Source organism: Marinomonas hwangdonensis (genome assembly GCF_003721245.1).
Classification (GTDB): domain Bacteria; phylum Pseudomonadota; class Gammaproteobacteria; order Pseudomonadales; family Marinomonadaceae; genus Marinomonas; species Marinomonas hwangdonensis.
This window is the reverse complement of the sequence record NZ_RIZG01000004.1, coordinates 89,443-105,318: the sequence shown is the minus strand read 5'-3', so window position 1 is coordinate 105,318 and position 15,876 is coordinate 89,443. Positions and strand designations below refer to the sequence as shown.

15 protein-coding genes are annotated in these 15,876 nt (G+C 44.2%); 6 read left to right on the top strand and 9 right to left on the bottom strand.

Annotated features, from left to right (window positions below; genetic code table 11):
- Positions 1 to 3: 3 nt before the first annotated feature.
- The 3 genes from pheA to gyrA all read right to left on the bottom strand — a co-directional run bounded on the left by pheA (position 4) and on the right by gyrA (position 5,085).
- The gene (gene pheA / locus EBI00_RS08425; RefSeq protein ID WP_123095492.1) at positions 4 to 1,125 is read right to left on the bottom strand and encodes a prephenate dehydratase; all 1,122 of its coding nucleotides are present in this window, start codon (positions 1,123 to 1,125) and stop codon (positions 4 to 6) included.
- A gap of 62 nt (positions 1,126 to 1,187) precedes the next feature.
- Positions 1,188 to 2,267 carry a 3-phosphoserine/phosphohydroxythreonine transaminase gene (gene serC / locus EBI00_RS08420; protein WP_123095491.1) on the bottom strand — a complete coding sequence of 360 codons (1,080 nt, stop codon included), beginning with the start codon at positions 2,265 to 2,267 and terminating at the stop codon, positions 1,188 to 1,190.
- A 91-nt stretch (positions 2,268 to 2,358) separates the two neighbouring features.
- Positions 2,359 to 5,085, bottom strand: a complete 2,727-nt coding sequence (gene gyrA / locus EBI00_RS08415) for a DNA gyrase subunit A (protein ID WP_206612570.1) — start codon at positions 5,083 to 5,085, stop codon at positions 2,359 to 2,361.
- A 426-nt stretch (positions 5,086 to 5,511) separates the two neighbouring features.
- On the opposite strand from gyrA, the gene ubiG reads away from it, so the two are divergent.
- Together ubiG and EBI00_RS08405 are read left to right on the top strand one after the other, a co-directional pair.
- Positions 5,512 to 6,237 carry a bifunctional 2-polyprenyl-6-hydroxyphenol methylase/3-demethylubiquinol 3-O-methyltransferase UbiG gene (ubiG, locus tag EBI00_RS08410; RefSeq protein WP_123095490.1) on the top strand — a complete coding sequence of 242 codons (726 nt, stop codon included), beginning with the start codon at positions 5,512 to 5,514 and terminating at the stop codon, positions 6,235 to 6,237.
- Between the two features lie 20 nt (positions 6,238 to 6,257).
- Positions 6,258 to 7,001: a YciK family oxidoreductase gene (locus tag EBI00_RS08405; protein WP_123095489.1), complete on the top strand. Its 744-nt coding sequence runs from the start codon at positions 6,258 to 6,260 to the stop codon at positions 6,999 to 7,001.
- 56 nt (positions 7,002 to 7,057) lie between these two features.
- Here the strand turns inward: EBI00_RS08405 and EBI00_RS08400 are convergent, their stop codons facing one another.
- Positions 7,058 to 7,612, bottom strand: a complete 555-nt coding sequence (locus EBI00_RS08400; protein ID WP_123095488.1) for a hypothetical protein — start codon at positions 7,610 to 7,612, stop codon at positions 7,058 to 7,060.
- A 94-nt stretch (positions 7,613 to 7,706) separates the two neighbouring features.
- Complete coding sequence (gene fabV / locus EBI00_RS08395) at positions 7,707 to 8,909, bottom strand: enoyl-ACP reductase FabV (protein ID WP_123095487.1); 1,203 nt, start codon at positions 8,907 to 8,909, stop codon at positions 7,707 to 7,709.
- Between the two features lie 161 nt (positions 8,910 to 9,070).
- Between fabV and EBI00_RS08390 the strand changes: the two genes are divergently transcribed.
- On the top strand, positions 9,071 to 10,315 hold the full coding sequence (locus EBI00_RS08390) for a glycosyltransferase (RefSeq protein WP_123095486.1): 1,245 nt from the start codon (positions 9,071 to 9,073) through the stop codon (positions 10,313 to 10,315).
- Between the two features lie 12 nt (positions 10,316 to 10,327).
- Here EBI00_RS08390 and EBI00_RS08385 read toward each other — a convergent pair whose 3' ends face one another.
- The 4 genes from EBI00_RS08385 to EBI00_RS08370 form a co-directional block, all read right to left on the bottom strand.
- On the bottom strand, positions 10,328 to 10,522 hold the full coding sequence (locus tag EBI00_RS08385) for a DUF1289 domain-containing protein (RefSeq protein WP_123095485.1): 195 nt from the start codon (positions 10,520 to 10,522) through the stop codon (positions 10,328 to 10,330).
- Positions 10,519 to 10,689 carry an oxidoreductase-like domain-containing protein gene (locus EBI00_RS08380; protein WP_123095484.1) on the bottom strand — a complete coding sequence of 57 codons (171 nt, stop codon included), beginning with the start codon at positions 10,687 to 10,689 and terminating at the stop codon, positions 10,519 to 10,521. Before EBI00_RS08380 ends, EBI00_RS08385 begins: the two co-directional genes overlap by 4 nt.
- Before the next feature lie 75 nt (positions 10,690 to 10,764).
- Complete coding sequence (locus EBI00_RS08375) at positions 10,765 to 11,481, bottom strand: YebC/PmpR family DNA-binding transcriptional regulator (RefSeq protein WP_123095483.1); 717 nt, start codon at positions 11,479 to 11,481, stop codon at positions 10,765 to 10,767.
- 118 nt (positions 11,482 to 11,599) lie between these two features.
- Positions 11,600 to 12,505, bottom strand: a complete 906-nt coding sequence (locus EBI00_RS08370; RefSeq protein WP_123095482.1) for an acyltransferase — start codon at positions 12,503 to 12,505, stop codon at positions 11,600 to 11,602.
- 233 nt (positions 12,506 to 12,738) lie between these two features.
- On the opposite strand from EBI00_RS08370, the gene EBI00_RS08365 reads away from it, so the two are divergent.
- The 3 genes from EBI00_RS08365 to EBI00_RS08355 all read left to right on the top strand — a co-directional run bounded on the left by EBI00_RS08365 (position 12,739) and on the right by EBI00_RS08355 (position 15,867).
- Positions 12,739 to 14,145, top strand: coding sequence for an ATP-binding protein (locus tag EBI00_RS08365; RefSeq protein ID WP_123095481.1), 1,407 nt, complete (start codon positions 12,739 to 12,741; stop codon positions 14,143 to 14,145).
- A 16-nt stretch (positions 14,146 to 14,161) separates the two neighbouring features.
- Positions 14,162 to 14,839: a response regulator gene (locus tag EBI00_RS08360; protein ID WP_123095480.1), complete on the top strand. Its 678-nt coding sequence runs from the start codon at positions 14,162 to 14,164 to the stop codon at positions 14,837 to 14,839.
- A gap of 71 nt (positions 14,840 to 14,910) precedes the next feature.
- Positions 14,911 to 15,867, top strand: coding sequence for an AEC family transporter (locus EBI00_RS08355; protein ID WP_123095479.1), 957 nt, complete (start codon positions 14,911 to 14,913; stop codon positions 15,865 to 15,867).
- The last annotated feature ends 9 nt before the right edge of the window (positions 15,868 to 15,876 follow it).

The following is a 15,876-nucleotide window of genomic DNA, read 5'->3' as shown; positions in this document are numbered from 1 at the left end:
TATTTACAACACAGCAACAGGGTAAGAACCTAATACTCTTACCTCTGACGCGCGCGCTCGTAGCTCTTCGATTACCGCCTGACATTCGCTGTCTGAAAAATGCCCAACAAAGTCAATATAAAAAATATAGCCCCAACGACTCACTAACGAGGGGCGAGTCTCTAAACGCGTCATGTCTACGCCATGGCGTTCAAACGCTTCAAGCAAACGATACAAAGCACCAGGCTCATTCTTGGCACTAATAAGTAGAGAGGTTTTATCCTTACCACTTGGCGGAACATCTTCATTGCCAATGATTAAAAATCGCGTCGTGTTATCAGGCCTATCTTCAATATTGGCTGATACTTTTAAAAGACCATACAATTCACAAGCCACTTCACCGGCAATCGCGGCAACCGCTCGACCATTTCGACCAGCGTCGGCAACAAGTCGCGCAGCCTCTGCATTAGAACTGACCGCAACACGCTCAACGTGAGGCCAATATCTATCTAACCAAGCACGGCATTGGGCTAAAGACTGCTGGTGAGAATAAATATGCGTAACGTCATCCACATTAATATTCGGACTCACCAACAAGTGGTGATGAATACGCTCCTCTACCTCACCACAAATTTTTAAACGAGAATCCCGAAAGCTATCAAGCGTGTGATTGACCACGCCTTCCGTGGAATTTTCGACTGGCACGACACCGTAATTCGCGGCACCTGACTCCACCTCACGAAACACTTCATCAATGGCTGCCATAGGAGCACTGATAATCGATTTACCAAAATGCTTTAAAGCGGCCTGCTGGGTAAACGTTCCTTCAGGTCCCAAAAAGGCAATACGTAACGGCTTCTCAAGTGCCAGACAGGATGACATGACTTGACGAAAAATCTTCGCCATCTCCTCGTTACCCAATGGCCCTTCATTTCGCTCCATCACCCTACGCAAAACTTGGGCTTCACGCTCAGGACGATAAAACACCACAGCAACATCGCCCTGCTCAGCGAGCTTTACTTCAGCTACTTTTTGCGCGCAACGCGCTCGCTCATTAATCAAAATTTGTATTTGCGAATCAATCGAATCAATCCGATCACGCAACAGAGGCAGTGTTTCAGGCACTGCTGGCTTGGTATTCGACATGCTTATCGTACTCGTAAATTGTATCGGTAATTTGGAACCTTGCTTGGTACTTAACAGCCCAGTTAAGCGTGACGCTTTTCAAAATCGCGCATAAACTCAATCAAAGCAACAATCCCTTCAATTGGCATCGCATTATAAATACTGGCTCGCATCCCACCAACAGAGCGGTGCCCTGCCAAAGTACGCAAACCTGCAGCCTCAGATTCTTGTAAGAAAAGTGCCTCAAGAGACTCGTCCGCTAAGGTAAAAGGCACGTTCATCCGCGATCTAAAGGCAGGGTCAATGGGGTTAGAATAAAAGGCACTGGCGTCAATAAAATCGTACAGAGTCTTTGCCTTAAGAGCGTTGATAGCTTCTATTGCCTCAACGCCACCTTGCTCCTCCAACCACTCAAACACCAAATCCGCCAGATAGATCGCAAACGTCGGTGGCGTATTAATCATGGAATCGTTTGCTGCCAAATTGGCAAAGTTCCAGATAGACGGCAATGAATCATGGCTACGCGCCAACAAATCTTTGCGGATAATACAAATGACTACACCTGCAGGGCCGACATTTTTCTGGGCGCCCGCATAAATCAGACCGTATTTGCTCACATCAATTTTGCGAGACAATATCGTCGACGACAAATCCGCCACAATTGGCAAACCTGTTTCAGGCAGATCCGCGAACTCAAGACCACCGATGGTTTCATTTGGACAAAGGTGCAGATACGCAGCGCTCTCATCTAGATCAAGACTAGAAAAATCTGGCACCGTCGTGTAATTTTGTTCTTTTGAAGAGCCAACTACCTTAACATTAGTGTATCTTTTTGCTTCTTTGATGGCTTTTGAGGACCAAGCCCCCGTATTCAAGAAGCAAGCTGAATCAAAACCGTTTACCAGGTTGGCAGGAATCTGAGAAAACAAGGTAGACGCCCCACCTTGAACAAATAAAATCTCATAATCATCATTAATGTTGAGCAAACGGGTCAATCGAGCCTTGGCGGAGGCCAAAATCGACATAAACTCCTCACTACGATGGCTCATTTCCATCACAGAAACACCAGCACCGTGCCAATCAAGCATTTCAGCTTGGGCTTTTTTCAACACCGCTTCAGGAAGCGCTGCTGGTCCAGAACAAAAATTATATACTCGGCTCATCCTGCTCGTTACCTCTAGTATTTTCAGGACCCATTCACAATAAAATCGACGCACCTAAGTGCGCCGATTCTTTTATTACTCTACAACCACTTTACTCAGTATCTGTTTCATTAACGCCTGTTGACTCATCAAGATTTGGGTCAATGCCATCTGTCCTAGGATGATCCATAACAGCTTGATTTACGTCATCGCCGTATGCTTCTAGATCATCGTCAACCGCATCTTCATCATTTTCAACAACTCGTTCAATACCGACTAGATGTTCATCATTGGTTAAACGAATCAAGGTCACGCCTTGTGTATTACGCCCTTGACAAGACACTTCCGTAACCCGAGTACGCACCAAGGTACCCTGATCGGTTATCAGAATAATTTCATCCGTTTCATCTACTTGAGCAGCACCAACAACAGGGCCATTACGCTCTGAAACCTGAATACCAATAACACCTTGACCACCGCGACCGTAGACAGGGAAATCGTCTAATAGGGTACGTTTACCATAGCCATTTTCGCACGCCATCAAAACAGCTGCATCCTCACGAGGAACAATCAAGGACACCACTTTAGATCCTTCCGCTAAACGAATACCACGTACACCGGCCGCTGTACGCCCCATGGCGCGCACATCCGACTCTTTGAAACGAATTGTCTTACCAGAAGAAGACACCAGCATGATGTCGTTTTCACCATTTGTTACCGATACGCCAACCAGCTCATCTGTTTCATCAAGACTCAGTGCAATCAGACCCGTTGAACGCGGTCGAGCAAAATGTTGCATTGCTGTTTTCTTAACGGTACCGTTCGCGGTTGCCATGAAGATATAGCTACTGGCTTCAACCATGTCTTCGCTTGCATCATCAGATTCTACAAGCGATTCCGCTGCTTCAACTTCTGCTTCAACAACAGGCAAAGGCAACAAAGCGGAAATAAATTCTCCCTCTTTGAGCGGCAACAAATTAATAATTGGGCGTCCTTTAGCACTGCGGCTGGCCACGGGAATTTCATAAACTCTCAGCCAATACACCTTACCAAAATTGCTAAACAACATAATGGTGTCATGACTACTGGTGACCAACAGGTGTTCTATGTGATCTTCATCCTTCATACTCGCTGAAGATTTGCCACGACCACCACGACGCTGCGCTTGATACTCTTCCAATGGCTGAGACTTGGCATAACCCGTATTCGAAATAGTCACCACCATAGGGGCTTCATCAATCAAATCAGCAATCGTCAGGTCCTGACGAGATGTCAGTATTTCAGTACGGCGAGCGTCACCAAACGTATCACGAACTTCTTCTAGCTCTTCGCGAATGACTTCCATCAAACGATCAGGATTAGAAAGAATATTCAGCAATTCACCAATGGTCTCAATAAGCGCTTTATACTCACCAAGCAACTTATCGTGTTCTAGACCAGTCAAACGATGTAAACGCAAATCCAAAATCGCTTGTGCTTGATCTAGTGATAAGTGATAAGCACCATCAACAAAGCCATAAGCAGCATCTAAATCATCTGGACGACAAGCATCTGCACCAGCACGCTCTAACATGGCCATAACATTGCCTGGCTGCCAAGATTCGCTTACCAGTTTTTCTTTCGCTTCAGCCGAGGTAGGTGAAGTACGAATCAACTCAATAACACGGTCAATATTGGCTAGAGACACCGCCAAACCTTCAAGAATATGACCACGCTCACGAGCTTTACGTAGTTCAAAGATAGTACGACGAGTTACGACTTCTCGGCGGTGCTTTACGAAGCATTCTAGAATCTGTTTGATATTAAGTAATTGAGGACGACCATCAACTAAAGCAACCATGTTGATACCAAACACAGACTGTAATTGAGTTTGCGTAAAGATATTATTTACGACCACATCAGGATTTTCACCACGACGTAATTCTATAACGATGCGCATACCATCTTTGTCAGATTCATCACGAAGCTCGCTAATACCCTCTAGTTTTTTCTCTTTAACTAGCTCAGCGATTTTTTCGATCACTTTCGCTTTATTCAACTGGTATGGAATTTCTGTGAATACAATGGATTGGCGATTGCCTTTCTCCATGTCTTCAAAGTGATGACGGGCACGCATATATATGCGACCACGACCTGTTTTGTAGGCTTCAATAATGCCCGCACGGCCATTTATAAAAGCCCCTGTAGGGAAATCAGGCCCTGGGATATGATCAATGAGTTCATCAATCGTAATGTCTGCATTGTCGATGACAGCAAGACATCCATCGATAATTTCACCCAGATTATGAGGTGGAATGTTAGTCGCCATACCAACAGCAATACCAGCAGAACCATTGACCAAAAGGCCAGGTATGCGAGACGGCATAACCGAGGGCATAAATTCTGTACCATCATAGTTAGGCACAAAATCAACGGTTTCTTTTTCTAAATCCATGAGAAGATGATGTGCAATCTTCGCCATACGGATTTCGGTATAACGCATCGCTGCGGCACTGTCTCCATCGACAGAACCAAAGTTACCCTGACCATCAACCAAGGTGTAACGCATTGAAAAAGGCTGTGCCATACGAACAATCGTATCGTAAACAGCGGAATCACCATGTGGGTGATATTTACCGATTACATCACCGACGATACGCGCCGATTTTTTGTACGGTTTATTCCAATCATTTTTAAGTTCATTCATCGCAAACAGAACACGTCGATGAACAGGTTTTAACCCATCTCGTACATCAGGTAACGCGCGACCTACAATTACGCTCATTGCATAATCTAGGTACGATCCCTTGAGTTCATTTTCGATACTGACGGGAATAATTTCTTTGGCTAATTCACCCATAGATACAATCGATCCTTATGCCTCGGAAGTCAGAAGTACTTCCTAATATCTTTTTATAAGCGCCGAATTATACCATAAGGAAATAAATAACACCTCTAGTGGTGGACCTTTTGTTCCGCCTTATTGCGTTACCAACATAGTGACTTTGCCGCGCAAGTGACACGTCTCATCAACGTATAATCGCTACCGCAAAGCCCCCACAGCAAGTTTATTATTGGTACGCCTCTAGGTTGACGTTATACTGTGAGGATTAAAGTGAAATTGAGCGTGCCGTGCTGGCAAAAAAACTTGTCAGGTTACGGGCAGATTGCTGGATACAAAACACATCCACAAACCATTCACTTACGTATTATCAAATAACACGTTCAATACATCGAACCTTACAGAACACAACGAAAAGTCACCTTTTATAACGGAATCAACCTCATGACAAACACAGAGAAACGTAACGTAGACTTAGATGAAGTAGCAAAATTCGAAGCGCTCGCGAGTCGTTGGTGGGATACAGAAAGTGAGTTCAAGCCCTTACACGACATCAATCCACTTAGAACACAATATATCAACGAGCGCTCTGAAGGACTGCAAAACAAAAAAGTGATCGATATTGGTTGTGGTGGCGGAATTTTGTCTGAAGCCATGGCAAAGCTGGGCGCGCAAGTCAAAGGCATCGACATGGGTGAAGCCCCTTTAGCGGTAGCAAAGCTGCATCTTGAAGAATCTAAGCTAGATATTGATTACGAAAAAATTACCGCTGAAGAAATCTCTGAAAGAGAAGCAGGACAATACGATGTTGTAACCTGTCTTGAAATGTTAGAGCACGTACCAGACCCTTCGTCTGTTATCAACGCTTGCATGAAACTAGTTAAACCCGGCGGCAACGTGTTTTTCTCAACTATTAACAGAAACCCAAAATCCTACCTGTTCGCCATTATTGGTGCGGAATACGTCCTCAAAATGCTGCCAAAAGGAACCCATGATTATGCAAAATTCATTCAACCTTCTGAGCTGAATAACTTTGCAAGACAGGCAGGCTTAGAAGTCATCCACTTGACCGGTATGACCTACAACCCATTAACAAAAGTCTACAAACTTAACCCTAAAGACGTTTCGGTAAACTATTTAATGCACACTCAAAAATCGACTACACCCTAAACATGTCGTAAGGAGCCAATATGTTTGACTATCAAGCCCCGAGCCAGTTACTAGATGGCAAGATCATTTTAGTAACGGGTGCTGGAGACGGCATAGGCAAAACTGCTGCGATCACCTACGCCAAGCATGGAGCAACGGTAATACTGCTGGGCCGTACAATCAAAAAGCTCGAAGCGGTATATGACTACATTGAAAAACAACAGTATCCACAAGCCGCCATCGTTCCATTAAATCTTGACGGCGCTGTTGAACACGATTTTCAGGAGCTGGCCAACACCATTGAAAGTGAATTTGGCCATATTGATGGAATACTTCATAACGCCAGCATTTTGGGCGAGCGCTGTGACCTAGCCAGTTACGATCAGGCTTTATTCGAAAAGGTCATGAGAGTTAACGTAACCAGTCAGTTAATATTGACCCAAGCCCTACTGCCTTTGATGCAAAAAGCCAAAACGGCATCGATTGCTTTCACATCCTCCGGTGTCGGCAGAACAGCAAAAGCAAACTGGGGCGCCTACGCCATATCAAAGTTTGCGACAGAGGCCATGACCCAGCTATTCGCCAGTGAGCTCAGCACAACCTCACCAAGCATTAGAGTCAATGCCATTAACCCAGGTGCCACAAGAACAAACATGAGGGCAAACGCATTTCCCAGTGAAGCCCCTGAAACCCTAGCAACACCCGAAGATATTATGCCTTTATACCTATACTTGATGGGTGATGACAGTGCATCGGTCAATGGTCAATCACTGGATGCTCAATAAGAAGGCTAGCACTCTTGAGCTATCCTGTAACAATCAAGCGATTAATGACTAAATTATTAACCACCAATCAAACGCTCCAACCTTTCCTCATCAGAAAGCGGAGCGTTTTCGTTTTGCTCCTCATTTGATATAGGCACTGCCACGTTGCCTACTGGTGCAAAATCCCCAACAGACGCTCTTTCAGAAGTTTCAGCGTTTTGCTGAACCGTCTCAGGCTGATTTTGGTTACCAAAAATCCCCATCTCTGGCATCAAGCGCAGCCGCCTTTCTTCAATTTCTGCAGGTATATTTCCAGTAAACAACACAGTAAAGGGCGCCTCTTCGGTGCGCCTATTCACCTCATCATAAATCGCTTGCTCGCGCTTGGCCGCGGCACCTTCCTCAAGATAAGAAAGCTGACTTCCAGTAGAGGAAATCACCACGTTGGGCTTGGTCAATACCGCCACCTTCTCAACTGGAATGACATTAACCTCCCCCTTTGAACTGACCACAACCTGATGCTGAGAACGAATTATTTGGTTACCATAAATAATATCAACCGGTCGCAACTCTATAGTTTGACCATTAGCAAATAAAGGCACGATGACTAGCCAACCCAATAAATATCTCATAATCACCTCAACACTTATGTCGCTTCACTATAAGAGATAAAAAACCATAAAAAAAGGAGCCAAAGGCTCCTTTTACTCTTAATTAACGATTAAATTAAAGCGTAATAACATCGAAATCTGCTTCTGGGTTGACATCGGCATCATAATCAACGCCATCCAAGCCAAAACCAAACAACTTCAAAAACTCGTCTTTGTAAAGCTGGTAATCGGTTTCGGCAAACAGATTAGCGTCATTTACCTGCGGCCAAAGATCACGACACGCTTGCTGAACATCCTCACGCAATTCCCAATCATCCAGACGAAGACGGTTTTTATCATCGGTCAATTCTGCTGGATTATGGTTATTGTACAAACGCTCTGAGAACATGCGATAGATCTGATCCATACAGCCTTCATGAAGGCCTTTTTCACGCATTACCTTGAACACCATCGCCAAGTACAAAGGCATAACAGGAATAGCGGAAGAGGCTTGCGTCACCACGGACTTCAGTACCGCCACATTCGCACCACCACCAATCTTAGCCAACTCAGCATCGATAGCCGCAGAAGCGCGATCCAAATCTTCTTTTGCTTTGCCAAGGGCTCCGTGCCAGTAAATCGGCCAAGTGATATCAGAACCAATATAAGAGTAAGCGACAGTACGAGCCCCTTGCGCCAACACACCCGCTTCTTGTAGAGCAGACATCCAAAGCTCCCAATCTTGGCCACCCATTACCGTCGTTGTTGCACCAACCTCTTCTTCAGTGGCTGGCTCAATTTCCGCTTCGATAATCACGTCTTTATTGGTATCAATGGCCGTAGAGCGGTAGGTCTCGCCAATAGGCTTAAGAACAGAACGCACCACTTCGCCCGTATCTGGCATTTTGCGCACTGGAGAAGCCAAAGAGTAAACCACCATATCCACTTGACCAAGATCTTGTTTAATCAAGTCAATCACGGTATCACGCGCCTCATTTGAGAAAGCATCGCCATTAATGCTTTTCGCGTACAAACCCTCTTCTTTCGCCACTTTATCGAAGGCCGCTGAGTTGTACCAACCCGCTGTCCCCGGCTTTTTGTCTGTGCCTGGCTTTTCAAAGAAAACACCTATGGTTGCCGCACCAGAACCAAATGCCGCCGCGATACGAGAAGACAAGCCATAACCACTTGACGCACCGATTACGAGTACTTTTTTAGGGCCATTTTCAATCGCCCCTTTGCTTTTAGTAAAAGCAATTTGATCTCTTACATTTTGCTCACAACCTACTGGGTGTGTTGTTGTACAAATAAATCCGCGAATCTTTGGTTTTATGATCATAATATCTTCTCAACGTCATGTTTTGCTTACGCCCTGTCTGACAACGCTATAAATGAAGCAGACAACACAAATTTGCCCGACATGATACAATAGACAGAACAATATGTCCTGATTCTCATTAATACGCAGGGCCTAAAAATCACTTATCTTGAGACAACAGCATGCATTTACTTGTCATTGGTTATGTTTGGCCAGAACCCAACTCCTCTGCCGCTGGCAGCAGAATGATGCAGTTGTTAAGTTGCTTCCATAGACAACAATGGCAAATCGCCTTTGCAAGTCCCGCCCAAAAAACGGAGCACATGACAGATCTCTCTGAATTAGGCATAGAAGCCGAACACATAACACTGAACGATGCCTCGTTTAATACCTACATTGCAGACAAAAATCCCGACATTGTAATATTTGACCGCTTTATGATGGAGGAGCAATTTGGCTGGCGAGTAGAAAAATTTAGCCCAGATTCATTACGCGTGCTAAACACGGAAGACCTTCACTCGTTACGGCAAGCTAGGCATGATGCGATTAAACAAAATAGGCCATTTGCGCCTGAAGACCTTTTCAACGACCATGGTATCCGTGAAATCGCCGCTATCCACCGTTGCGACTTGACCTTGATGATTTCCGAAGTCGAAACAACATTATTAATCGATGAATTTCACGTACCAGACACTCACGTATTTCATCTGCCATTTATGCTGCCGAAACCACAAGATATAGACGCTTTACCCTGCTTCGAAGAGCGCCAACACTTTATTAGCATTGGCAACTTTCGCCACGCCCCCAATTGGGATGCCGTTTTGCAGTTAAAAACGGAAATTTGGCCAAAGATTCGCAAACGCCTACCAAAAGCAGAAATGCATATTTACGGCGCTTACCCACCACCCAAAGCGACTCAATTGCATAATGCAAAAGAAGGTTTTTTGGTGAAGGGTTGGGCCGAAGATGCCCAGGCCGTCATGAAGCAAGCCAAGCTGTGCTTAGCCCCCTTACGTTTTGGTGCTGGGATTAAGGGGAAATTAGTCGAAGCCATGCAAATGGGCACACCAAGCATTACCACAACGATTGGCGCCGAGTCGATGCACGGCGGATTGCCTTGGAATGGTGTCATCACCGATAACATGGAGACCTTTGTCGATGCCGCCGTCTCACTCTATCAAGACAAAGAAAGCTGGCTATTAATGCAACACAATGGCAATAGAATCCTTCAAGCTCGCTATCAAGCAGAAGATTGGGAACCAAAACTAATCAATCGATTAAAACTGCAATTTCGGCTAAAGGAAAGCTTGAGAAAGAAACACTTCTTGGGATTAATGCTGCGACACCATAGCCTTAAAAGCACACAATACATGTCGCAATGGATAGAACTTAAAAACAAGAACGAAAAAGTAGAAAGAGAAAACTAACGCCGAAAAGCGCTAATCAGAGACAAACTGACTCTTCGCTTCCCGCTCGCGCACTTTTTTCATCACCGCCTGCTGGGAGGCTTTGTTCATGCTTCCCCACTGGCTGATTTCCTTGCCAGTTCGATAACAACCAACACAGATGTCTTCATCATTCAAAAGACACACATTCACGCAAGGGGATTTAAGCTGAGGTTTAGGCTTGGTCATTTTTCATTATCTTCTTTGATCTGCAGTGACGACACTGACGCTTCTTTTAACGCTTTCTGCTCAGCGCTCCATTGCTGAAGTTCTTCACGATAAGTATCCCACACACAAGGAGAGCACTCACTTTCACAACACTCCCACTCTTCTGGCGGAATTGGCCGTGGAGACATAAAAAACCTCTTTCATACAGAATCAGTTTAAATATAGGGGCTTAGCGGAGCACTGCCCCGCCAAGCCCAATAAGACTAGTATTCAGCGTTATGATAAACGCGCTGTACATCGTCTAAATCATTCAATAAATCTAAGAAGCGATCAAATTGCTCCACTTCTTCACCTGGAATTTCTGTCGTATTCTGGGCAACAAATTGGATTTCATCTACTTCAAATTCAATATCACCAAATGCCTCGGTCAGTGCCGTTTTCGCTTTACTGTAATCCGTGTGAGGCGCAAACACCGTTACTTTACCATCTTCTAGCTCAATATCAGTGACATCTACGTCTGCCAACATCAAGGCTTCTAATACCGTTTCTTCATCAGTGCCAGCAAAAACAAAGATAGCGCTGTGGTCAAACATATGACTCACACTACCTTGGCTACCGATTTTGCATTTTACCTTGTTAAAACAGGTACGCACGTCACCAAAAGTACGGTTTGGGTTATCCGACAAACAATCCACGATAACCATGGTATTACCCGGTCCAAACCCCTCGTAACGAGCTGTATCAAAGTCTTCACCGCCACCGCCTTTTGCTTTATCAATCGCTTTGTCGATAACGTGAGTGGGTACTTGGTCTTTTTTCGCTCGCTCAATCAAGGAGCGCAAGGACAAGTTACCATTAGGGTCAATACCGCCGGACTTTGCACACACATAAATTTCACGGCCGTATTTACTGTACACCTTGGCTTTCTGGTCAGACGTTTTTGCCATGGACTCTTTGCGGTTTTGGAAGGCTCTGCCCATTACATATTCCTATTTTATACTGTCATAAAAAAATCGATTCTAGCCTGTCCCCTATAAAGAGGGAACTGCTGGGGTAACATAAATACAATAAATGCTCGCTTTATCGCTATCCCGCCTACTACTTTTCCTCATCAAGGTTAACTTGCTGCAAGATGCGCTCAAATCGTTGATCTTTTTCTTGCCACAGTTGATTAACCCACTGCTGAAAGCTCGCTCTGTATTCCGCATCATTTTGATAATCACCAAGCAATCCGCTTTCAATTGGCATAACTCTAATATGGACCTTCACTTGCGAGACATCACCACGAAGGTAATCAAAAAAGCTTGGTGTACCCCCAGGATAAACAATCGTGACATCCACTAATTGACGCAACTTCCCATTCATCGCGTTTAATGCAAAAGACAAACCACCTGCTTTGGGCATAAGAAGATGCCTATATGGACTAGATTGTTGGTCATGTTTTTCGATTGTAAAGCGCGTTCCTTCGAGAAAGTTCATGATGGACACGGGGAAATGCTGAAATTTTTCACACGCCTTTTTTGTTACTTCAATGTCCTTCCCCTTCAAATCCGGTCGCTTTTTAAGCAGCGCAGGACTGTAGCGCTTCATGAAAGGAAACTCTAATGCCCACCAAGCCAAGCCAATAAAGGGCACCCAAATAAGCTCTCGTTTTAGAAAAAATTTTATAAAGGGAATACGACGATTAAAAATGCGCTGCAGAATCAGAATATCTACCCAAGATTGATGGTTCGCCACCACCATATACCATTGGTTGATGGAAAAACGGCAGTCACCCGACACATCAAGATGAGTACCCCCAAGATATCTTTGATTGATATTGTTAATACCAATCCAAAACGTAGCTATACGATCCAAGGCTACATTTAATGCGGCGCGAACAGAGCTGACCGGAATAAGACACTTGAACACGGCTAAAACCATAACAGGCATAAAGCAAAGTAGCGTGTTCATCACAATAAGTGACAGCGATAAACAACCCTTGAAAATTGACAACATAGCCATATAACTCACATTCAAAAATACGCTATTTTACGCAATGATGACGCCCTTGGGAATTCCTCATTATTTACACGCCCCTCAAGTAGCAAAGATTTGTATAAAAGCGCTATAGTGAGAATGGAATCTGTGCTGTTCTATTTTTTACTCACTTCTAAATGGCACACAGTTATCACAACAAAACGACTTATAACGAGCATTGAATTTCAGTGCCATTCAACAGGATTTTTAAGCCCGCTATGACACCACCTAAAGGGTTGCAAATTCGCCACAAACTATTTGCTGTGTTTATTTTAAGTAATATTTTGCTCATCGTTTCTATGTGGCAAGTTTTCCAGTGGAGCTTTGACCGTGGTTTTGTGTCCTACGCCACCGAACGAGACAGAGACTTTTTAGAGCAAATGGCCAATAGAACCGCTAACCTTTACGTGTATTATGATGATTGGTATTTTTTAGTTCAAGAAAGTCGCATGGAAAGCTCTTGGCATCAAACCAAGCTTGAAAATATACGAGACTTAATACCACCGCCAAACACTCCAAATTTGGATTTAATCTATCCTTCGCAGTATTACCGCCAACGATTTTTATTATTTGATACGGATAAAAAAGTCCTTATTGGAAAATCTCGATTCAGCGATGCTGAAACTCACCCCGTCATGGTCAATGATCAAACAGTGGGGTATGTCGGGCTAAGATCGATTAGAGAGCTAGTGCAAGATCAAACCCTGAGATTTGTTCGTCAGCAGGGGGAAGCTTTTTTGCTGATTTCAGCGTTCATGCTTGCCATTGCTGCTTTGCTAACGTGGCCTCTTGCACAGTGGCTTAGCCGTCCCATATCTTCCATGCAACAAGCCACAAAAAAGTTAGCTGCAGGAAAATTTGACACAAGAATCGCCGTAAATGGGTCCGATGAGCTAGCTAAACTGAGTTGTGATTTTAATAACTTGGCTTGCACCCTTGAACATATGAGAGAAGCACGCAAGCGCTGGGTAGCCGATACGGCTCATGAATTAAGAACGCCGGTGGCCATTTTGAGAGGCGAAATCGAGGCCATGCAAGACGGAATCATTCAAGTAACTCCTGAGAGTTTAGCGTCTTTACATCAAGAAACCTTACATATCGCACGTTTAATTGATGACCTTAACCAGCTTTCAATGCATGATATGGGCAGTTTGAATTACGAAATGGAAGACATTTCGGTTGACGACATTATTGAACAAACCGTTCAATCGATGACACTTCCCTTCAGTGAGGCTGGATTAGAGTTGGTTTACGAAGGACCAAGCAACTCTCCTATTATGATGAATGGCGATGCCGATAGACTGCATCAGCTTTTTTCTAACTTGATGAGCAATTCATTAAAATACACAAACGCACCAGGAAAACTCACGGTTAAATTGTTTCGAAAAGGCAAAAAAGTCACTTTGCTTTTTGAAGACAGCGCCCCAGGCGTAGGTGATAATGATATAAACAGAATCTTCGAGCAGTTTTTTCGTGTCGAAAATTCAAGAAACAGAGCAACCGGCGGTAGAGGCCTTGGGCTAGCCATTTGCTCAAACATTGTTGACGGGCATCAAGGTAGTATAAGCGCTTACCATTCACCAGATGGCGGTCTTGGTATAAAAATCGAATTTCCTTTTAACTGATACGGAATGCATAACTATGAGTAAAGTTCTAATAATTGAAGATGAACCTAAATTGGCTGAATTAATGGCCGCTTACCTTGGTCAAGCAGGCTATGAACATCATCACCTTGATCGTGGCGACACGGCGGTGAGTTATGTAAAAAACAACCAAGTTGATATCATCCTATTAGACCTTATGTTGCCTGGCCTCGATGGCGTAGAAGTATGCAAACAAGTCCGTCAATTCAGTGGTGTTCCTATCATTATGGTTACCGCGAAGGCGGAAGAAATTGATCGTCTTATTGGGCTAGAAATGGGCGCTGATGATTATGTATGCAAACCCTTTAGTCCAAGAGAAATTGTGGCTCGAGTGAAAGCGAACCTACGCAGAGTGGAATTAGATCAAACACAATCTCCAAAAACTGATGGTTTTGATTTAGATGTGGATCGTTTGCGAGCAACATACAAAGGCGAACTAATCGATTTGACTACTGTTGAATTCCAATTATTACAACTACTGATTAAAGAACCAGGACGCGTTTACGGTCGTGATCTGATCATGAAAAGTATCTATGCCGATAGCCGAGTGGTCAGTGATCGCACGATTGACAGTCACATCAAAAAACTGCGTAAAAAAATATCGGCTGTTGCCCCTGAACTTAATGTCATTCATTCTGTTTATGGTGCAGGCTATCGTTTCGAAAATAACGACTGAGCGTCGCAAGCGAGAGGCAAATACCCGCTTTTTTAGTTTGTTAATCCTCTAATAACACTTTGATCGAAGGAATGGCGTTGGATAATTTTTTAGATGTACTGGCGTTTTCTTTTTCAATCACCATGCCAATATTTTTGATATTGGCGTTAGGTGCTGTCTTATATCGAATACGCCTGATTAATGATAATTTCATTGATACCGCTTCAAAACTTGTTTTCAACGTCACACTTCCCGCCTTACTGTTTATCAGTATTTCAAAAACTCGTGTAAGCAGTGATACCGATTTCTCTTTGGCGATCTACGCCATGGCGGCCGTGACTATCACTTACCTAGTACTGGAATATATTTTCTCTTTCATGATGAAAAACAAAGCAGATCGCGCGGTAGTGGTACAAGGTGCTTTTCGCTCAAACATGGGCATTATTGGCCTTGCTTACTGTGTTAATGCTTACGGCAATGATGTTTTTACTGTTGCCTCTATTTATTTAGGCGGCATCACGGTTTTGTTCAATATATTATCGGTTATTGGTCTAAGTCGAGCGCTAGGGAAGGACACAAACGCCATAGCGATTGCGAGAGGTATTATCAAAAACCCGCTCATTATTGCCATTGTGGCTGCATTTATCGCCTCAGGGACTGGCATCACATTACCACCTACGCTTTATAAGGCTGGGGATTATTTCGCTCAAATGACCTTGCCGCTTGCTTTACTTTGCGCCGGCGCCTCGTTGCATTTTGGCTCCATGAAAAGTGACATGCTCGGCACAGTACTGGCGAGCGCCGGAAAGCTGATTTTCATCCCGCTGACACTGACTTTTGGTGGTTATTTGCTGGGGTATCGCGGCATGGAACTAGGGGTGCTCTTTTTGATGTCATCCGCCCCAACCGCATCAGCCAGCTATATCATGGTTCGCGCTATGAATGGCAATGCCGCACTGGCGGCAAATATTATCGCTGTGACCACTCTAATCTCCTTGATCACAACCAGTATTGGCGTTACCGTTTTGCGCGGCCTAAACTTAATGTAGCCGTGCAAA